This window comes from Bradyrhizobium sp. USDA 3262, assembly GCF_054060035.1.
Genome location: NZ_JBSSCT010000001.1, coordinates 5,307,935 through 5,326,277 on the forward strand (window position 1 = coordinate 5,307,935; position 18,343 = coordinate 5,326,277).

Below are 18,343 nucleotides of genomic sequence, written 5' to 3' on the forward strand. Positions count from 1 at the left end.
TGCAAGTGAGGAATCAAAAATCTAGCTTCGTGAAGAGGCCGGTCTTCTCGTTGAAGCCGACGTCGACCGAGCCTGTGTTGCCGGCGATGCGCTTGAGACGCACCTTCGGGATGAAGATGGTTCGTTCGTTCGGCGCCTCGTCTGGACGCATAGCGTGGACCACGATGCCGAGGTCCGGCTTGTTCGCCCAGTGCGCCGAGTCCGAGATGTTGTAGAGCCCGGGGACCATCTTGCCCTCCAGCTTGGTCGGGTGCGCTACAACGCAGGTCGCGCAACCGAACCGATTGCCGAACCGCTTCATCTTCTTGATCGCCTTGCCGACGTACTCGGTCAGCGACAGCGAGTTGGGTCGATTGTGCTCCAGCTCGTTCCAAGGGTCGATCATCAGCATCTTCACGCCGTAGCGGAAGACGGCTGCCGCGGCCTTGTCGAGCACGAAGTCCAGATCGACCTCGGTGTCGTCATTCTCGTCGTAGTCGATGAAGTAGAAGTAGCGCTCGACGAATGCCTCGGCTCTTTTCCGCTCTTCATTCGACCACGCAGCCCGTTCCTTTTCGAGGAACGCGGTCATCAGTTCGTTGGCCAGGAACGGCTTCACCGACTTTTCGCCGGAGAACATCGCGATCGGCCACTTGTGTCTCATGGCCAGTCGCACCGCGACCTGGTTCATGAAGGTCGACTTGCCGACGTTGGGGATGCCGGTGCAGACGATGAACTGTCCCTGGTAGAACTTCATCTTCTCGTCCAGCTCCTTCGAGATGCCGGCCTCGACCATCTCCGGGATCGCGATCTCCGGATAGTCGGACAGCTTGAAGAGACCCTTGACGGGCCACTCCTTGGCGTTCTCGATCAGCTCGCGCACCTTCTCCGCGCCGAGGTACTTCTTGACCTCGTTCAGATCCTTGCACGCTCGCAGCTCGCCGGTCTTCTTGTCGGGCACCACCTCGTCATCCGGGAACTGGACCCAGAAGCATTTGGCGGGGCCGATGCGCCTGACCAGCTCCTTCGCCAGCCGGCGGCCGGGCTCGTCGGCGTCGGTTGCGATGATGTGATACTTCACCGCCATGATCCGCTGCATGTGACGGACCATGAACGAGAACTTGTCGTCGTCCTCGGGATCGACATCGCTGGCGTCGTCCGGAACATCGATCAGGTTGCCGTTCTTGTCGCGGGCAGGGGGTGCGCCATCGGGGACGGACACGATCGTCTCGTAGCCGGACTCCTTGCCGGCCTGAGCGTCGAACTCACCCTCGACCCAGATCAGCGAGTCCGTGCCGGCTTCCAGGCGTGCCATCGTGTCCTCGTTGAGGAGGACGTCGGCGTTGTAGAGCGTCTTTACGGCGCCCTTCTTCTGCATGAACCGGCGCTCGCCATCCTGCGCCCACCGGTACTTGCAGTTCACCTCGACGCCGTGCTCGTAGTAGGGGAAGCAGAGGACGTTGCCGCGTTCATCCGGCAGAACGACGAGGTTGTCCTGCGAATCTCGCGAGAGACGCCCGCTGAAGGTCCCCATATCCACCGCCATTTCGCTGGTGAGGCCTCTGTCCTCGATCCCCCTGGCGTGCTTCTCGCTTAGCATTCTCGTAGCTGCTCCATGTGCAGTGATGACAATTCCAAACCACGCCTGAGGCATCGATCTTGACGCTCAGGCATTTGAGTTTCTTGTGAGCCCCCTTCCGCCTGTGGGAGCAGTTCGGGCAGATGGCGTACTGAGTGCCTATCTTCAGGGAACGGACCTTGATGCCGTTCTCCTGAAGTGCCTTCTCGACATCGACCCCTGCCATCAGATCGCCATCCCTGGGCGACCTCGCGGCCGAGCTGGTGCGCGCTCGGTTTCCCATCGAGCCTGGTTGAGCCAGACCACAGCGGCTGCGATGAACTTCTCGCGGGTCGGATCTTCCCGGACGTCGGCGTTCATCCGATCGGCGTAGTGCCGGAGACCAGCCATCAGGTCCACGAACTCGACCTCGTCCTCGTCATGGATCTTGTCGAGCTTGCGGAGCGCTTCCTTTTTGCTGTCGCCTCGCTTCTTCGGGTAGAGCTTCCAGAACTGATCCCGATAGTCCTCCGGCCACAGCGCTGTCTTGCGCGGCTTCTTCCGGTTAGCTTTGGGTTCATCTGATCGGTTCAGTGTGGGTTCAACTGATAGGTTAGGCGGCACCTCATGCCGGTGGTCACCGGCACCAGATTCCGCACCCACCGGCACGTCGTTCCGGTCCCCACCGGAATCTGATGCCTCTGCCTCCGGCATTTCCTGCCGCGGCACGTCGTTCCGGTCCTTATCGTTGTCGTTTGCTGCAGTTTTCCTGGAGCTACCACCGGAACGAGATGCCGGTGGTTCTTCCGACGAGCCGGCAGCGGGCTCAGTCATGTTCAGGTAGATCATGTCCGTGGTATCGCGGCGCTTGACGCGGCGGATCAGGTTCATGTCTTCGAGGTCGGTCATGGCGTTGCGGACTGCGCGCACACACGCCTCAACCTCGTCGGCGATCCGCTGCTGCGATGGCCAGCACGCACCATCGGCATCGTTCGCTCTGTTGGCGATCGACATCAGCACTGCCTTGCGGAGCGTGCTGCCAGTCTTGATCTTTCTCGCCCAGGATTGCGCGTCGAAGCTCATTCGTTAGTTCCCTTGGATTTGACCCGCTCAGCGGGATCGTGTATTTGCAGAAATGCAAATGAAAATGCAAGCCACGACATTTCGTGCCTGCTCAACTCGAGTCACACACCAGAATGGGTTCTATCCTCGTCGCCGGTCTTGACCCGGCCTTCGCCAATTTCGGCATCGCGAGAATGCGTCTCGACCTCGACAGCCTGGAGCTGTCGCTGGAGGCCGTCAGGACGCTCAGCACGCGAGCGATCGAGAAGGCAGCACGGAAGGTGGTCCGGAAGAACAGCGACGATCTGCGCCGCGCCAAAGAGCTGCACGACGGCTTCCACGAGGCCATCGCCGGCTGCAAGGTAGCGTTCGGCGAGATCCCGACAGGAACCCAGGGGCAGCGCGCCGCCTTAGGCTTTGGCGTAGCGCTCGGCGTGCTTGCGTCGTGCCCGATCCCGATCATCCAGGTGATGCCAGTCGAGACCAAGATGGCCAGCGTCGGAGATCCCAAGGCCGAGAAGCCGGCGATCATCGCTTGGGCCGCGGAGCGCTATCCGGACATCGACTGGAAGCGATATCACGAAAACGTGATGTACCGAGGAAAGCGCACGAGGAGCGCAGGCGATTTGCACGAAGACAACGAGCACGCTGCGGATGCTACCGCCGCCTGCCACGCAGGAATCAAAACAGACCAATTCAAGCAATTGATGGCGCTGTGGAAAGCGGTAGGATTTGCAGGAAGCTAACAAATCGTTACTTTCCTGAATGTTTCCATATAGTTCCCTTGGTGGGTCCAGACCGGGAACAAAAAACCGTTTGCAATTGAGCGAAACCGGCCTTACAGGTTTGCGTTAGCATCCGTGCAAACGGAGGGAACCAGGTATGTTTTGCATTTTGAATCTTTCTAGACCTGATTAGCCGCGCTGATTTGTCAGCGTTTGCTGATCATCTTAACGGTTGCGCTGCGGAAAGCATGTTATTGGAGGACCGCCAAGTGTCTGAAGCGGTATTAGAAATGAAAACCCCGAAGAAGATCGTGATCGAGTGGATCGATCACATCCTCGACCGGAAGAAATGGGACGGAACACGTCTCGCGCGTGAAGCAAAACTCGCGCCTTCCACCATATTGCGCCTACTCAACGATCCCGAACATCCATTTATTCCAACCCTGAAGACCCTGCAGAAGATCGCGGAAGCCTCCGGATATCCGATCCCTCGCAAGGTGACTGAAGCTCTCGGCGCTCCGAAAATGGAAGCACCGGAGAACGGCGAAGAGGAATCCAGTAGCGGGAGTAGTGAGTCTCGCCGGGCTCGTCTGCGGACGTTCCAGGTCGAGCTTCGCCATGTGTCGTCGCTGCCGGCTTCGCTGCAGGCTGCCACGACGTCAGCTCGGCGGGAGGGAACGTATGTTCCTGCGCCGGCCCAGCTGGCGGACGACGAGACTGCGTTCGCGTTCTACATGCCGGACGACAGCTTCGAGCCGTGGGTGAAGTCTGGCACCCTGATGTACGCTACCAAGCGCAGGGATCCTGTGCGGAACGATGTTTTGGTGGTGACCGACAAGAACGAGCGCACCAAACTGCGCCTGCTCCTCGGCATCGATGAGGACGGCCTTCGCATGCTGAAGCAGTTCGGCAGCGAAGAGGAAGAGCGGCTTGGGTTCGACGATATCAAGGATATCGCCATCCTCGTCGGCTTGATCAAGACGATCTAAGGGCAGGGGCCTCAGCCCCCGCCCTCGACATCGAATGTCCTCTCGATACCTGCGACCAGAGCATCAATGCGTGGCACTGATGCCGTCAGGTCGTAGATGTCGAGGCCGTTACGAAGTTCCGTCAGTCGCTTGAGCCAGGCCTCGTCGTTAGCGACCTTCTGGACGTTGACGATGCTCTCCCACTTTTCCTGGTTGATGGAGAGCGTCACCTTCTCGATCTCGAAGTCCAGGAAGTCGATGAACTCCTTGATCGGGATCGCGACCTTGTCCATCGCCGGTTCAATGATCAGCATCTGCTGACATATCTCCTCCAACATTCCGTGGAGGCGGCTCTGGAATCGAGCGTTGATAGGCTGCGGTCGCACAGCCGGCTCGACAGTCCTAGTTTGCTTTTTCGCCATTTGCTGACGCACCTTTCTTCAAGGCTTTCATGCGAACGTTCGTTTCGATCGCCTTGAGATCCTCTTTGGTCGCCCGCCATGGCTTCAGACCGCGATCGAGCGCAGCCAAGGCCAGGGCGATCGCCTTGGTGGCGCCGCGCAATTCGTATTTGCTTATTGCCTGAGGCGTCAGACCGAGCCACGCGCCCAGCTTCGCATGGGTCAAGTTCCTAGAAAGCCTCCAGGCCCGGATTTCGGTGCCCGAAAGGAATTTCTCGGATGCAGCTCGCCTTCCTGTTGGCATGGTTTTGTTTCCCAATGCACACAAAAACGAACTGCATTTGCGCAGTCGTGACGAGGTGCTGGTGGCACCTTTTCCCAGGAAGTGCAAATATTAATGCGGCGTCAATTCGGCAAGGCAGACCTGCCGATCTTAATCACGCCGCATTTGAGATCGGCGCAGCAATGATCCGCGCTGGATGGCCCAGCTTCCATTGCTCTCGAACCACCAGCAGGGCAGACGCTCGCGCTGTCGGCTCACACACGACCTTCCACTTCGGCGGCTTTTCGGTGCGCATAAACGCCACGACAACCACCAACGGTTCGGCCTTCGCTTGATTCCGCTGTTTCATGTCTCCTCTTCTATATCGCCTCCACGAATTTCTCAATCGGGCCGTCCAGCTCGTCGAAGGCGTTGACGATCGAACGGTCGCGCTTGTCATCGACCCAGATCACGATCGTTACGACGACACCTTGTTCACTAGTGTACCGTTCGATCTGGTCGACGACGCCATCCGTGCCGGGCGGCATGGTGTGCTCGATGTCATCGTGGTCTGCTCCCTTCGTTTCGACGAGCGTTTTGATCTTCTGGCCCCGCGTCAGGCCGCGCCACTGTGCCAGTCGCTCAGCCATAGACGATCTCGCCGAGCACGCAGGCCTGAAGGAAGACGTCCGCCGTCTCGGCATCACCGGTCTCTTCGATGATCTCGGCGACGCGATGGGGGTGGTTCTTCATCAGCCACGCCAGGCCATCCTTCACCTTGTCCGGCGTGAAGATGTGCGTCACGCTGTCCTCGTCGGCCAGCACCTCGATCTCGAAGTCGCCGTCCCAGACCTTCGGGTCGGAATACCACGGGCCCTCGGTCGCCCGCTCTTTGCCCTTCTTCGAGTGGAAGCGTTCGAGCCAGTGGTTCGAGCCGCCTTCCAGTGCGGTGACGATCTGGTCGGCGAGCTGTTGCGCCGTAAGGGCGGGCGCCTCGATGGTGGTCGCAGTCATGATGCAATCCTCTTGATGTAAGCCATGTCGATTTCCCCGAAGCGTCGGGGCATCCTGGCGCGCACAGCTGCGCACCAGTCCTTCTTGGTGGGGATCTCCTTGACCTTGCGGACCGGAGCGCACTGCTCGCAGACCGCAACGTCGGATCTTCTGTGCCAGTGCCTGGTCAGGCCGAAGCAGAAGCAGCAGTTCTCCGCTGGCTCGGGAAAACTGGTGCCGTCATGCACGATGGAGATCGGCATCAATTGGTCACTTCTTCAGCGACCATCTCGTGGATCTCAGGATCCTCGCACTCGTCGCTGCACTGGTGGCAAAGCGAGACGAAGTTGTTGTCGCTCTTCTGAGCCATTTCGATGGCCTCCTCCTTCGAGTTGGCCCAGAAGCGGCCCATGTACTTGCTGGCTGTGACGCAGCCGACAACGCTGTATTGCTTCATGGTTGGTCCTGATCTCCGTATCCGTCCTGGTTGCGATCGACCCGCCGATACTCCCGTGCGGTCTTCTGCACCCGATGGTCCTGGCGGTTGGTCCGGATTACGATCTCGATGTCGTCGTCGTCGTAATCGCGGTCGAGAAGGGCGATGATGCTGAACATCAGGCAACCTCCAGACTCCGGTTGAAGTTGTTCTTGCCGGCGCCGTGGATGGCGATGGTGATGTCGGCATTGGCCTTGGTCCGGTTGCCGCCGCACAGCATGCAGGCGGCGCACTGGACGGCCTTGCCCATCTCCGCCGATGCAGGGCAGTGACCCTCGCCGGGGAGCTTCGGATCGGCCTTGCCGCGGACGCGATAGGTGCGGAAGCCGAGAGCCTTGGCGAGCACGCGATCGACTTCGGTGTCGCAGGACGCCATGCAGAAGTCCGCCAGCTCGGGGATCTCGCGCCACATGTGCGTGTATCCGGTGAGGTCGGCGACCTGGCTCAGCGCCGTCTTCCAGACCTTGACCGGCACAGCTCCTGGATCACCGTAGGCGCCGACGCGGACGACCTTGCGAGCCAGCAGCTTTCGGGCCTTGGCGAGCGGCACATCGGGATATTTGCCGCGCGAGTAGGCGTCCCAGACCACGCGAGGACCGCGCATCAGGGTGACGTAGCAGGAGCGGCCGACGTTGGTCAGCAGACCCGTCTTGTGGTCCCTGACGACCTTGCCGCGGTGAGGGCAGGTGCCGCAGATCGAGATGTCGTCACCGGTCTGCACGGCCTTCATCGGGTTGATGCCGTCGCGCAGGATGTAGATCTGAACCATCGGTCCAGTCTTTGAATTGGAGCCACCGTCCTCGAGTCCGGTGGCAATGCAAATAATCTGCTGGCCGTCGATCACGGACGGGCCGCGGTACAGAACGATGCCGTTCACGGGTCTCTCCTTTGCATTCATGCAACTAACAGGTCATGGTTGGGCTTGGTCAGGGCCAGCTCGCGCTCAGCCCTCACCAGTTGCCGGCTGAGGATTTGGATTTGCTTGTTCTTGCGAGCCTTGAAGTCGCGGAGGGCATCAGCCTCGGTCTCCGCAAACCTCTTCTTGTACGCAGTGAGCCGGACGAACTCACCGCAGCAATAGGCGCCCTTCGGCGTCCGGCGATCGACGTGGTACCACCGCATCTCCAGGCGGGGAGCGGTGACGCCGTACTCCTCGCGATCGGCGTCGATCACGTAGGAGTAGCTCTTCGCTTCGCAGCGCCAGAGAACGTCTAGGCCCTCTGGCACTGGGCCGTGCGGATGGTGCAGCTTCATGGTCAGTCGACGCGACCGTCCTGGTGGAAGTCGGTCACGACCGGGAAGCGAAGCATCCCATCCGGCGTGAAGCCGAAGTGACGCACCGTTCCTTCTTTCGGCGTCTTGCCGGCGCGACACTGAGCCAGCAGCTCGGCCGCGAACTCCTGGGAGCCTCGCATGCCGGAGCCGCACTCCTGGCCGTCCGGCATCTGCAGGACGACCCGCTTGGCGACGCCGGACCAGTTGCCTTCGCCTTCCTCGACGCGGAGGATCGGGAACTCCTCGGTCACGAAGCGCTTCCGCTTCATGAGCGACCAGGGCCTGCCGTCGTACTGGTACGGCTCGTTGAAGCGAACCATCTGGCCTTCGTAGCCCAGCTCCACGGCCTCGACCTCGGCGGCGTCCAGCTCCTCCAGGTTGCCCACCTTGGTGGTCGGGACGTAGATCAGCTGCGGATGGCCGATCTTGGCGAGCAGCTCCTTCAGCTTCTCCGTGCGCTCGGCGAACGGCGCCGGGCTCGGAAGGTCGTAGATGTGATACTGGATCAGCTCGACGGCGCGAGCGGACTGCTCGGGCGTGGCCTTCTGCTTCCGGATGATCGATCCCAGGCCGTTGAAGTCGGCCTTGAAATCGTGGTTGTACAGCTCGCCGTCGAACTCGATGCCGTCGTGCGCGCTGAACAGCGGCTCCAGCGCTGCCATCAGGTGACCGCAGTTGAAATGCGGCTGATACTCGCGGGAGGTCGCGCCCCATTTCCGGGTCATCATGGCCCGGATGCCATCGAGCTTCGGCTGCGACCAGACGCCGTCAGCGTAGGGGACATCCTTCTTGAAGTCGTCCCAGGTCTCGGCGAGCATCGGGCCGTTCGGCACGAACTCGAGTTCCGGGATCGTGCGGCGATACTCGCGCTTCAGCTTCTTGGCTTCTTCAGCCGAGGCCTCCAGCGCTGCCTGCTGCTCCGGTGTCGTGGCGTTGGCCTTGCCGGCGTTCTTCGGCTTGGCTGTCTTCCACTTGCTCTCGACCATCTTGCCGCCGTGGATGCCGGCGATGACGCGATAGTCCGCGCCGTTGATCTCGACCTGCCAGCTACGGATCTTGCCGTCCGAGCCACGCTTGAAAATCTGTTCAGTGATCATGATGCTTCCTTGATGGAAAGGGGCGAAGTGGCGGCCCTTAGGCCGCCTTTGTCGCTGCTACGGTTTGCTTGTTGTCGTTGGCCGGCGGCACCTTCACCTTCGGCAACGGCGGGTAGAGATCGATCAGCTCTTCCATGGCGCGGGTGGCTGCCACGTACTGCAGATTGACCTCCTGCTCCTTCTCCCAGGGCATGCTGGCGTACTTCGATGGGCAGGTGTTCAGCCGATCGAGCCAGTAGACGCGCTTCCATTCCCGGCCTTTCGACCGGTGGATGGTGCAGAGGGTGAGGATTCCCTTCACGTCGTCGGCGAAGATGTTGTCGATGTAGGCGGTGACCGCGGCAATCGAGTCCTGCTTGTCGTCGCGGCATGCATCCATGACGACCTTGAGGGTCTCAACCTTGTCCTCCGCCCCAGCCAGTCCTCCAGCTTGTCCTCCAGCTCCGGGATGGTGCTGATCGACTTCCAGCGGGTGGCCAGCTTCTTGAGCGAGTTGCCGATGTCCCGGCCTTCGATGCGGCACGGGATCTTCTCGCGGATCAGGGCGAACGCGGCAGTCACCAGCGGACGGGTGTTGCGGCAGATGATCGCCGCATCGCCGTTCAGCCGATCGCGGACGGTGATCATCTTCTCGAACGTCTCGGAGCTGATCTTGCCCTCGGGCGCCGAGGGGTGAGCCTCGATGTGGTTGACCCAGGTCTGGGCGAACTTCACTACGTTCTTCGGGCAGCGGTAGGTGACCGTGAGTGGCATCACCTTGGCGCCGAACTCCTGCTGGATGATGTCGAGGCTGTCGTTGTCGGCGCCCGTGAAGCCGAAGATGGCCTGGTGAGGATCCCCGACAGCGATGACGCGGCCGGTACCGGGCTTCATCAGCGCCTTCACCAGCAGTCGGCGCACCGTGTTGGTGTCCTGCGCCTCGTCGATCCAGACATTCTCGAACTGCCAGAACTTGATCTTGTAGAGCAGGGGCAGGTAGATCATGTCGTTGAAGTCGATGACGTCCGGGTTCTTGTTCGACTCCTTGAGCAGCAGGATCGCCAGGTCGATGATGTCCGATGCCTTCTTCTGCAGCGGCTCCTCGTCGAACAGGTCGAAGTGCTCGGCGATATCCTCCCAGATCGAGGTATCGTCGATGTGGCCCTGGCCCTCGATGCCGAGGCCGCTCTGCTTGGCGAGGCCGACGAGCTGACAGGCGACCGAGACGTGGGGAACGAGCGAAGGCTCGATCTTGGCGTTGTCTACCCAGTCAGCACTGATGCGTCCGACCTTCTCGTCGTCGATACGGACCTTCGGGAACGTCTTGCGGTAGTTGCGCAGGGCGATGGCGTGACAGGTCGAGGACTCAGCCTTCTTCCAGTCGATGCCGAGTTGCTCCAGCTTGCCCTTCATCTCCTTGGAGATCTTGGCGCCGAATGACAGGATGATGCTGCTGCCGCGCATCTCGCCGACCGTGCGGACGATGGTGGTCGATTTGCCGGCGCCGGCCACGGCGATCACGATGATGGAGCCAGTGCCGTTCCAGGCTTCTTGCTGGACAGCCGCTTGCTGCGGGGAGGGGACGTACATGGTTCACCTTTCGGAATTGGGTCTGGTCAGGGTTATCAGTGCATTTGCATTCAAGCAAACGATATTTGCAAAAAATGCAAATCACCGTTTCTTGCGGGGCTTCCTCGTGCGGGACAGTTCCCGGGCCTTTCGGATTAGGGCGTAGAGAGCCGACGCATCGCTGCACAGGCGCTCGTCGTCGAGATCGGCCATGATGTCTTCGGCGTGCTCGGCGTTCCGCGCCTTGTCGGTCGGCGTGTCCATCCTGGAGAGCTGGGAGATGATCTCGCAGGCGCCTTCGACGAACTTGCGAGCCCGATCGTGCTTGGCGTCGTAGCCGCGGCCATAGATCGATGCGTCCAGGCCGTCGAGGTAGGTGGTGATCATCGGGTGGAGAGCCATCACGCAGCCTCCTTGCTGGCGTCGACTTCGGAGATCCGCAGCTCCTTCAGCCCTTCGACGACGCGCGTCGCGTCCACCTCGTTGTAGACCTTGCAGATGTATCGCTTGTCGTCGAAGATCAGCCAACCTTCACCGTGGAAATTCGCCATCTTGAACGTCCGCGGATTTTCCCGCCAGAACACGGCCTTGACCTCTGCGGTCAGGTGGCGCGGCTGGATCGAGCCGTAGGCGTGCTGGTCGATCAGGTTCTTGGCCTTCAGGCTGTTGAGCGAGTTGACCTCGCCCTCGCGGAGCCAGACGTAGTTGGTGGCATGGAGCGTCAGCACCTTGGCGACGATCTGCTCCTGCAGTTTCGTCAGAGTCTTAGGCATCGGTCATCTCCTTCGCGCACTCGGCGCAGTAAAACTCGCTCTCGCCGAGGGTCGTCTTGACCTCGATCGCCTTGTCGGTGTCGGCCTCGCAGCACTCGCAGATCTTGGTCAGCGCGGTGCCGGCGAAGCTCGCCCAGCTCCAGCCCAGGACGTAGGCGCCGTTGTCATCGCCCTCGGAGATGATCGCGCCATCGATCTCAAACTCTCCGTCGTCGCCGACGTCGGCCATGTCCGCGATTTTCTTGTCACGCTCCGACGCGCGGTCGTAGAAGAACTGGAGCACGTCGCCGATCTCCAGACCGGGAATAGCCGCCAGTGCGACCTGCTTCGGATCGATCGGCTTCTCGTTGATCTTCTTGCCCATGGGTCACCTCAGGTAAGCAGGGCCGTACGGACCCATCTTCGCGAGACCGTTGTGCTCGTCGAAGACGTTGCCGCGGGCGTGTTTCGCCGGCCGGGCCCGGGACTCGGCCATCAGCACGTCGCCGGTCGCCTTATCAATGAAGCAGTGAACGCCGCTCCCATTCACGATCCGAAATCGCTTCTGCAGCTCCTGCAGCTTCCACTCCGGCGCGGGGTTGCGCGGGTAGTTCGCCTGCCGGTGAGCGTCGGCGATGCGCTTGCAGCCTTCGAAGAAGGTCTGGATTGCTTGTTGCAAGTCGGGCAAGTTCGTTACTCCTCAATTCCTTGGCGATGTCCCGCAGCTTCTGGCGGATGACCTTCGCGGTGCATTCGATCTTCATGGGTTTGCGGTGCATCCACCCGTCCAGGCGCCAGGACTCGCGGCACCTTTGCAGTGCCACTTCGCTTCCCGGATGAGCGGGTCCACCCTCGGGTCACGCGGCATCGGCCGCGTCCCGGATGATCTCGACGATCGACGTGTTGGCGACGAAGCCAAAGTAGTCCTCGTCGTTGTCGACCGGCTCGACGTAGACGCGCTTGTCCACGTCGGTGTTGTCGACCTCGCCGACGGTGTAGATGCCGTCAGGCGCATCCTCGTCTCCTTCGACGCGGACCCGATCTCCCGGCGTCACCGCCAACACCTTCGCGGCGTCGGGCTCGGCACAGGCCTTGTAGAGCCAGGCCTGCGGCAGTTGCTCTCCGGCCATGTACAGACCATCCTCGGTGAGGGTGGCTGCGCCGCCGGAGTGCTCCTCAACCGCCACTCGCACGTCGGCCAGCCGGACGATCTCGTCGGAGTCGTCAGAGCCGGAGGTCAACAATTCCTTGACCTTTCCGAAGTGCGTGTGGTCCGCTGCCAGGGTCCATGGACGGCCCCTGGCAATGAACGTGATTGAGGTGTCGGTGATGACGCTCGGGATCATTGGATCGCTCCGTCTCAGGCTGCTTCTGCCAGCGGGTCGATCTCGTCCTCGACCGGCTCGGCGTTCTGGTTGTTGTCGTTCAGCGCCAGCGCAGCCCTCGCGATGTCCGCCTGCCGCTGCAGGAGCTGTTGCTCTGCATTGAGGAGGTCACAGTAGTGCTTGAGCTGGCGCTGGGTTTGGGCAGCGTCGGTGCGGTTCGAGTACGAGTAGTACGGGTTCGGCTCGATGATCAGCTTGAGCAGCGCGTACTTCGAGCACAGCTCGCGGTAGCGCCGTTCCATCGCCGTGATCGGGCACTGCACCTCCGGCTTGTCGATTTCGATACCGAGCCGGGACAGGGCGGAGTGCGCCTTGTCGGTCGGGGTATCGACGGTCGAGTTGCCCCGGAGAGCGGTGCCGAGCGCCGTCAGCTCGGTCTTGAACAGCAGCAGGTCGCCCGGCGCATTGGCGAACGTCGCCGGCGTCATGCCGACGATGCCCCGCAGAGCCGAGTCGAGATCGTTGAAGGACTTCTGGTGCAGACCGGTGAACGTCGAGACGTCGATCTTGGCCTGTAGATCGGGGATCAGGTCATCTCCGAACAGCGTCCAGTTGTCACCGAGCGCAGCGTGATCCTCGCTCTGGATCAGGATCGTGGTGCCTTCCTCGACCAGACCCAGCTCGAAGGAGGCCGAGATGACTTCCTTCATCACGCTGAGCGAGACGCTGTTCTGTTCGGTCGAGACCTTGACGTACTCGTTACCGCGACGCCGGCTGTAGAGGCCGTTGCTGACGCGCTGCAGGTAGAAGCCGCCCTCGGCCAGGTCGACATCCTCCTGCGACACGAGGACGCCACCGCCCTCGGTGACCACCATCACCCTGCGGCGACGGACGGTCTTGCCACGGGTCCGCTTGCTCGCCGGCACCTTGAAGGTGTCCAGCTCGACGACCTCGGGATTGCCGAGGGCATTGAGCACTTCCTCGCGGAAGGCCCGCTTGCAGCGGATCCAGAGCACCTTCTGGCCGACCAACTGCGCCATCTGGAAGCGCGAGTAGGAGTAGCTGGGGTTGTGCTCGATGACGATTTTGGCGTCCCGGCACCAGCTCATCCGGACCGTGGTGTCTTCGAACTTGTCGAAGTGGACCCAGCCATCGGCCAGCATCCCGGTCTTGCAGTTGATCTTCGGAACGGTCGACGAGAGCGTCTTGCCGCGCCACTTCACGACCTCCCGCAGCTTCTCGGTGCGAGAGACGCCGAGAGACTGGGTTGCTTCCTCGAACAGCTCGACGGCACCGATCAGGTCTTCAGCCGTGTCGACGGCGGTCTGACAGTTTCGGATGAAGTTCTGCTCATACTCCTCGGTCAAGCGAGCCAGGGTCGCCTTGGTATTGTCGTCATAGGCCAGCTCTTCGCGGGACAGCGTCACCTTGAGCGAGCCGATCGGCGCATCGAACAGGACGGCGTCGCTGTAGTCGAGGAAGCCCGTCGTCTTGATCTGCCGCATGTCGAAGGGGTACATCACGCAACCCATGCGGACGTGCGGACCGTTGAACGGCACCGTCCCGTTCTTGTAACGGGTGTAGTTGTCGCCCTGGCTCATGACGACCGGGTCCTTCCAGTCGATCGCCGGGGTGATCTTCGGCCGCGGGGTGAAGGACCAGAGGATGCTGCGAGCCCGATCGTGGAACTCGCGGATGTCTTCGCGGCGAACCGGGAAAGACACCTCCAGGCCGGTCGGCTCGTCTGACGGCGCCTCGATCAGCAGGCGCATGGTCGGCGCACCGCTCTGGGAGAGCGAGAGCACGTAGGTCCGCATCATGCCGCCGTGGTACGACGTGACGGTGTAGGAGCCGGAGCCCGAGTCCGAGATCAGGTAGGCGTAGGGGCTCTTCGAACCCAGACCCCAGCCGCCGACCTGGTCGTTGCTGCCGCGCTTCGTCGAAGCGTAGAGGCGGGCATAGACGTTCTTCATGTCGTCGGGCGACATGCCGGGACCAAAGTCGCGGAACGAGATCGTCGGCGAGAGCGGCGTCGGCAGCCGGATCTGCGGGATCTTGTCCTCCGGGATGTCGTCGCCGTACTTCAGGCGCGAGCCATCCCACATGTTCGTCGTCAGCTCGCGGATCGGGTAGCCGATCTTGTCCTTCGCCAGACCGGAGATCTGGGCGTAGAACGCAACAGCGTTGGCTTCGAACGAGATAGCGACTTCATCCTGCACTCCAGAGGCGACGTCGACATGCTCTTGCAATCCGAGTTTCATTGTTCGGTGTCCTTGTGTTTCGTGTTGTCGTGTGTGGCGATCAGGCGCTGAGCAGGCCTTCGTCGTCGAAGAGATCGAGGAACGAGGACTGGCGGTGCGGCCGGTTGATGAGGTAGATGGCGTCATCCAGTTCGTCGGGGCTGACGTTGCTGTCAGCCAGATACCGAGCGACCTGTCGCGGGTACTTGAAGACCAGATCCTCGAGTTCACGCTGCCGCAGCTGCTTCAGCATCCGCATGGTTCGCATGGTGCCGCCGCCGAAGCTGGACGATCCCGACCAGGAGGATCGCTTCGCTTCCGGCTCCGTTGCCTTGGGATTGCGCTCGATGACGAACTTCGAAGCGTCGATCTTGACCATGTGATCGCGCAGCTCGAACAGGTGCTGCACGCACTGCGTCTCCCGATCGGTGTGCTCGTGCTCGTATCCGACCGAGACGTTCGAGCACTCCGGGACGATGCCCATGTAGATCTTGGTATCGGTCAGCACACCGGTCGGATCGTTCTTGAACCGGCTCGGCAGCTGAGCTGCCAGTGAGTCGCCGAAGGCATCCGACGCCGTCCGTCCCCGCTGATGGGTGATGACAGACGTGAAGCCGCGGCGGTCGAAGGCGATGGCAGCCTGGATGCCCGCCAGGAACTCGGGCGTCTCGTTGGCGATGCCGCCCGATCCCTTGCAGCCGACTTCCTCCCCGAAGTGGAAGACGTACAGGCCGGGCACCTTCGTCTCGATCATCTTGATCATGATGAAGTTGCCGGCCGCGTCGTCGGCGCCGAGACAGTTCGACTTGGACTTCTTCGGCAGATGGATCTTGGTGCCGGTCATTTCGATCTGCTGGAAGCCTTCATCCCGGTGGACGCTGTCCGTGTGGGATGACCAGAGGATCGTCGGCTTTTCCTCGCCGATGATCATGAACCGGTTGCCGAACTTGTCGGTCTGCACCCCGAGCGGGGTGATGAACCGATCGATGTAGGCAAGCTCGGTCTTCGAGCCATAGGGACGACGATGCGACAGCATCGCCTTGAGCATCTCAAGGTCGTTGGACATTTCAGTTCCTGTTGGATTAGCGGGTTGGATCGTAGTCATACCGAGCGGCCGGCTCAGGGAGGCCCCGGAGCATCTGGTCGCGCAGTTGTCGGTCGACGAGATCGCCCATGTAGCGGGCCATCTCTTGTTGCTGGCGTGGGTCGAGCTGGGGCGCAGCCACGAACGGGTCGTCGATGATCACCTGGTCAGCACGCCGACCGGTGACGCGAGTTTCGACCGTGTTGGTGACGGCGTTATACTCACGCTCAAAGCGGCTCTTGCTCAGGTACCGCATGTCGCGGTGCCACGGCTTTTCGCCGATGAGATCACCGATGGTGACGGTGCCCCAGCGCTCCTCCTCGATCGCCTTGATCTTCTTCGCTGGCAGCTCCTTGCCGTCAGCATCGAAGCGCCACTCCACGCTGTTGTGGACACGACGGTCGCCCTTCTGAACCATCTCGGTCTTGGGATGGTTCTTCTTGGTGACGGCGCAGTGCTCGCCGTGCTCGGCGAAGTAGTCGTGGCCCCAGTAAACGCCTGGAGTGGCCATGGAGACCTTGAACTCGTTGGCGTAGAGCTTGCCGGAGCCACGGCAGGTGAAGGCGTAGGACTGGTACGCCTGGCTGGACCATTCCTGCTCGACACCGTGGATGTGCTTGAAGGTGTGCGCCGGCTGTCCGCTGCGCATCTTCGGGCAATACTGGTAGAGCAGGGAGCGACCGGCGCTGCCGCCACAGCTGATGTACTTCGTGCCGAGCGGCAGGCTTGCCAGCGTGCCGTTGTAGGTCTCGAAATAGTCGCCGTTCATGATGACCATCTCGATGTCGTCGAAGTACGGCATCACGTATTCCCAGCGCCGTTCGGGGTGCTCGATCTTGAGGAGCTTCGCGCCGTCCGGGAAGCGGATGTTGTCGCCGTGGTAGTAGGTGTAGCCCTCGGCCTTCATCGCAGCGATCATGCGCTGGATGTCGCCATAGCAGCGACCGAAGATCTTCTTCTCGGGCCAGCACAGGCAGCGCGACTGGATGCGGCCCTCAGCGTTCTTGGTGTAGGCCACAGCCAGGTCGCCAGCCCCGTAGGGCTCGGTCGGCCAGTGCGGGTCCATCCCTTCGAACGTGTGCTTGCCGTCCATGCACGAGCCGGGACCTTCCTTGTAGATGCGGACGATCTCTTCCGGGCTGAACGCAAAGAAGATCTCGCCGTTGGGATCGATGGCAGCGATCAGCTTCCGGCGGTGAGCGTCGGGGATCTTGTCTTCGGTCTCATAGAACCGGGTGATGTACCGGCCCGGGTTGAGCGAGGTCGTGCGGTCGATCGTGCCGTGCTCGTCGCTCTCGGTGAACGCGATCTTCGACGGATCGCGCGGGCAGAGGTGAGCGAAGTGATCCTTGATCGGCTCAAGGTCCCACGCCTCAGGCAGCGCCTTCACAGCGCCGCTCGCGAGCCGCTCCTGCTGCCGGCCACGCCAGTCCGGAGCCTGGGCCATGCGCCGCGGCTGCACCTTGTAGCCGCGCTCCTCGGTAAGGGTCTTCGCGGCCTTCGCTGCCTCGCTGCCCTTGTCATAGGGGCCATAGTCCGGGATCGGCACATCTTTCATGGCACCGGCCCCGTCCGGTTCTAACCGGACCAGGTAGAACGACATTGCAGTCCTCCATTTGCTTTGATTTGCATTCAAGCTATCGCGCAGACGCACGTATCCCCTTGGTGGAGCAGGGAAAACCTTTAAAATATGAGGTTCGCCCGGCTGCCGTTCTTGGCGTTAATTTGCATTCATGCGCACGGAAGCGCAAGAGTTATTTACAAACAACCGCCTTCTAACGCGGTCTATCTCGTGGATTGTAGAAGCGAACCCGCCGCACGGGCCCGGCCTTCATCGGCTTGTTGACCATGGCTCCATCTCATTGGTGTTGAAGATTGAGGTGGAAGCTGAGGGATGGTCTGTCCCTTGCGTAGTAATACCGGATCTTTCGCATTCGCACGTCTCCGTCTCATGGAGTGGGGGGGATGAGAAGATGCAGGGTTGGTCTGTCCCGAGAGTTGAACAGGCGGAACCTCCTGATGGTCCCGCAGAAGTTTATGGTGAGCATTTGTGCTCCTCTTTTTGGTTTGACGCGCTCTCGGTGTGAGTCGTCTGTTAGTCAAGTTCCCTGCCTACAAGTAATGCTAGTTCGTAGAAGTGACGTCGAAGCCCAACCGAGCACTTCGAACATCGGCGGTTGGTGGGGACCTCATCAAGCATCCCCAGTTAGACCCGATCAGTTTTCCTCGACGACGTAGTCGATGAGGAATGACTCGAGTCCATCCTTGTGTGCCGCGTCGCATGCCTCATGGATGCTGAGGTATGCGCCGTGCCAGCGTTTGCCGGGCCATTTGGCGCGAAGCGTGTTGCCGTTCAGCCTGGCGTAGAGCACAGGCTTGCCGGCTTGTTCGTCAGAGACCTCGGACACGATCGACCCCCTCGAACGCGCGGGCCTGCTCGCGGAGGCCGGCGATTGTGATCGCGGCGTCCACACGGTCGTCCTCGATCATCGCAAGCGTTGCCTCGCGGCGCCGACGCTCCAGGTCAGCCCACGATCCACGATACCGGGTGATCGGTCCCTTGGTTGAAAGTCCCATG

Annotated in this window: 27 protein-coding genes; 2 read left to right on the forward strand and 25 right to left on the reverse strand. The window is 61.3% G+C overall.

What is annotated here, in order from left to right; all coding sequences use genetic code 11:
* Positions 1-13 precede the first annotated feature (13 nt).
* Both ACVWYP_RS24520 and ACVWYP_RS24525 read right to left on the reverse strand, forming a co-directional pair.
* A complete protein-coding gene (locus ACVWYP_RS24520; protein WP_370143599.1) occupies positions 14-1,579 on the reverse strand; it encodes an AAA family ATPase in 1,566 nt (521 codons plus the stop codon).
* Positions 1,580-1,783: 204 nt separating this feature from the next.
* On the reverse strand, positions 1,784-2,620 hold the full coding sequence (locus ACVWYP_RS24525; protein ID WP_028340914.1) for a helix-turn-helix domain-containing protein: 837 nt from the start codon (positions 2,618-2,620) through the stop codon (positions 1,784-1,786).
* A 113-nt stretch (positions 2,621-2,733) separates the two neighbouring features.
* On the opposite strand from ACVWYP_RS24525, the gene ACVWYP_RS24530 reads away from it, so the two are divergent.
* Entirely contained in the window at positions 2,734-3,345 is a 612-nt protein-coding gene (locus tag ACVWYP_RS24530) for a hypothetical protein (RefSeq protein ID WP_456684154.1), read from the forward strand.
* A gap of 248 nt (positions 3,346-3,593) precedes the next feature.
* Positions 3,594-4,313, forward strand: a complete 720-nt coding sequence (locus ACVWYP_RS24535) for a helix-turn-helix domain-containing protein (protein WP_155258510.1) — start codon at positions 3,594-3,596, stop codon at positions 4,311-4,313.
* A gap of 11 nt (positions 4,314-4,324) precedes the next feature.
* Here ACVWYP_RS24535 and ACVWYP_RS24540 read toward each other — a convergent pair whose 3' ends face one another.
* The 23 genes from ACVWYP_RS24540 to ACVWYP_RS24650 form a co-directional block, all read right to left on the reverse strand.
* Complete coding sequence (locus ACVWYP_RS24540) at positions 4,325-4,606, reverse strand: hypothetical protein (protein ID WP_172647857.1); 282 nt, start codon at positions 4,604-4,606, stop codon at positions 4,325-4,327.
* Positions 4,607-4,694: 88 nt separating this feature from the next.
* Positions 4,695-4,919, reverse strand: coding sequence for a hypothetical protein (locus tag ACVWYP_RS24545; protein ID WP_370143598.1), 225 nt, complete (start codon positions 4,917-4,919; stop codon positions 4,695-4,697).
* 211 nt (positions 4,920-5,130) lie between these two features.
* Positions 5,131-5,325, reverse strand: coding sequence for a hypothetical protein (locus ACVWYP_RS24550; RefSeq protein WP_028340909.1), 195 nt, complete (start codon positions 5,323-5,325; stop codon positions 5,131-5,133).
* A 10-nt stretch (positions 5,326-5,335) separates the two neighbouring features.
* Positions 5,336-5,605, reverse strand: coding sequence for a hypothetical protein (locus tag ACVWYP_RS24555; RefSeq protein ID WP_370143597.1), 270 nt, complete (start codon positions 5,603-5,605; stop codon positions 5,336-5,338).
* Positions 5,598-5,969, reverse strand: coding sequence for a hypothetical protein (locus ACVWYP_RS24560; RefSeq protein WP_028340907.1), 372 nt, complete (start codon positions 5,967-5,969; stop codon positions 5,598-5,600). The genes ACVWYP_RS24555 and ACVWYP_RS24560 overlap by 8 nt, the downstream gene beginning before the upstream one ends.
* Positions 5,966-6,211 carry a hypothetical protein gene (locus ACVWYP_RS24565; RefSeq protein ID WP_172647862.1) on the reverse strand — a complete coding sequence of 82 codons (246 nt, stop codon included), beginning with the start codon at positions 6,209-6,211 and terminating at the stop codon, positions 5,966-5,968. The genes ACVWYP_RS24560 and ACVWYP_RS24565 overlap by 4 nt, the downstream gene beginning before the upstream one ends.
* The gene (locus tag ACVWYP_RS24570; RefSeq protein ID WP_259265716.1) at positions 6,211-6,405 is read right to left on the reverse strand and encodes a hypothetical protein; all 195 of its coding nucleotides are present in this window, start codon (positions 6,403-6,405) and stop codon (positions 6,211-6,213) included. Before ACVWYP_RS24570 ends, ACVWYP_RS24565 begins: the two co-directional genes overlap by 1 nt.
* The gene (locus tag ACVWYP_RS24575) at positions 6,402-6,563 is read right to left on the reverse strand and encodes a hypothetical protein (RefSeq protein ID WP_155258508.1); all 162 of its coding nucleotides are present in this window, start codon (positions 6,561-6,563) and stop codon (positions 6,402-6,404) included. The genes ACVWYP_RS24570 and ACVWYP_RS24575 overlap by 4 nt, the downstream gene beginning before the upstream one ends.
* Complete coding sequence (locus tag ACVWYP_RS24580) at positions 6,563-7,321, reverse strand: hypothetical protein (RefSeq protein WP_051447876.1); 759 nt, start codon at positions 7,319-7,321, stop codon at positions 6,563-6,565. The genes ACVWYP_RS24575 and ACVWYP_RS24580 overlap by 1 nt, the downstream gene beginning before the upstream one ends.
* 17 nt (positions 7,322-7,338) lie before the next feature.
* A complete protein-coding gene (locus ACVWYP_RS24585; RefSeq protein WP_370143596.1) occupies positions 7,339-7,698 on the reverse strand; it encodes a hypothetical protein in 360 nt (119 codons plus the stop codon).
* Positions 7,699-7,700: 2 nt separating this feature from the next.
* Positions 7,701-8,816 carry an ATP-dependent DNA ligase gene (locus tag ACVWYP_RS24590; RefSeq protein WP_456684155.1) on the reverse strand — a complete coding sequence of 372 codons (1,116 nt, stop codon included), beginning with the start codon at positions 8,814-8,816 and terminating at the stop codon, positions 7,701-7,703.
* Between the two features lie 37 nt (positions 8,817-8,853).
* Positions 8,854-9,195, reverse strand: a complete 342-nt coding sequence (locus ACVWYP_RS24595; protein WP_456684156.1) for a 3'-5' exonuclease — start codon at positions 9,193-9,195, stop codon at positions 8,854-8,856.
* On the reverse strand, positions 9,114-10,385 hold the full coding sequence (locus ACVWYP_RS24600) for a UvrD-helicase domain-containing protein (protein ID WP_456684157.1): 1,272 nt from the start codon (positions 10,383-10,385) through the stop codon (positions 9,114-9,116). The genes ACVWYP_RS24595 and ACVWYP_RS24600 overlap by 82 nt, the downstream gene beginning before the upstream one ends.
* An 81-nt stretch (positions 10,386-10,466) precedes the next feature.
* A complete protein-coding gene (locus ACVWYP_RS24605) occupies positions 10,467-10,751 on the reverse strand; it encodes a hypothetical protein (protein ID WP_456684158.1) in 285 nt (94 codons plus the stop codon).
* Between the two features lie 14 nt (positions 10,752-10,765).
* Positions 10,766-11,137, reverse strand: coding sequence for a hypothetical protein (locus tag ACVWYP_RS24610; RefSeq protein WP_172647868.1), 372 nt, complete (start codon positions 11,135-11,137; stop codon positions 10,766-10,768).
* On the reverse strand, positions 11,130-11,501 hold the full coding sequence (locus ACVWYP_RS24615; protein WP_456684159.1) for a hypothetical protein: 372 nt from the start codon (positions 11,499-11,501) through the stop codon (positions 11,130-11,132). Before ACVWYP_RS24615 ends, ACVWYP_RS24610 begins: the two co-directional genes overlap by 8 nt.
* 3 nt (positions 11,502-11,504) lie before the next feature.
* A complete protein-coding gene (locus ACVWYP_RS24620) occupies positions 11,505-11,804 on the reverse strand; it encodes a DUF7717 family protein (RefSeq protein ID WP_456684160.1) in 300 nt (99 codons plus the stop codon).
* 169 nt (positions 11,805-11,973) lie between these two features.
* Positions 11,974-12,462: a hypothetical protein gene (locus ACVWYP_RS24625; RefSeq protein WP_456684161.1), complete on the reverse strand. Its 489-nt coding sequence runs from the start codon at positions 12,460-12,462 to the stop codon at positions 11,974-11,976.
* A gap of 14 nt (positions 12,463-12,476) precedes the next feature.
* The gene (locus ACVWYP_RS24630) at positions 12,477-14,702 is read right to left on the reverse strand and encodes a hypothetical protein (RefSeq protein ID WP_456684162.1); all 2,226 of its coding nucleotides are present in this window, start codon (positions 14,700-14,702) and stop codon (positions 12,477-12,479) included.
* Positions 14,703-14,742: 40 nt separating this feature from the next.
* The gene (locus ACVWYP_RS24635) at positions 14,743-15,747 is read right to left on the reverse strand and encodes a hypothetical protein (protein ID WP_456684163.1); all 1,005 of its coding nucleotides are present in this window, start codon (positions 15,745-15,747) and stop codon (positions 14,743-14,745) included.
* A 16-nt stretch (positions 15,748-15,763) separates the two neighbouring features.
* Positions 15,764-17,368: a hypothetical protein gene (locus ACVWYP_RS24640; protein ID WP_456684164.1), complete on the reverse strand. Its 1,605-nt coding sequence runs from the start codon at positions 17,366-17,368 to the stop codon at positions 15,764-15,766.
* 613 nt (positions 17,369-17,981) lie between these two features.
* The gene (locus tag ACVWYP_RS24645; RefSeq protein WP_259265706.1) at positions 17,982-18,173 is read right to left on the reverse strand and encodes a hypothetical protein; all 192 of its coding nucleotides are present in this window, start codon (positions 18,171-18,173) and stop codon (positions 17,982-17,984) included.
* A complete protein-coding gene (locus ACVWYP_RS24650; RefSeq protein WP_259265705.1) occupies positions 18,157-18,342 on the reverse strand; it encodes a hypothetical protein in 186 nt (61 codons plus the stop codon). Before ACVWYP_RS24650 ends, ACVWYP_RS24645 begins: the two co-directional genes overlap by 17 nt.
* Between the last annotated feature and the right edge of the window lies 1 nt (position 18,343).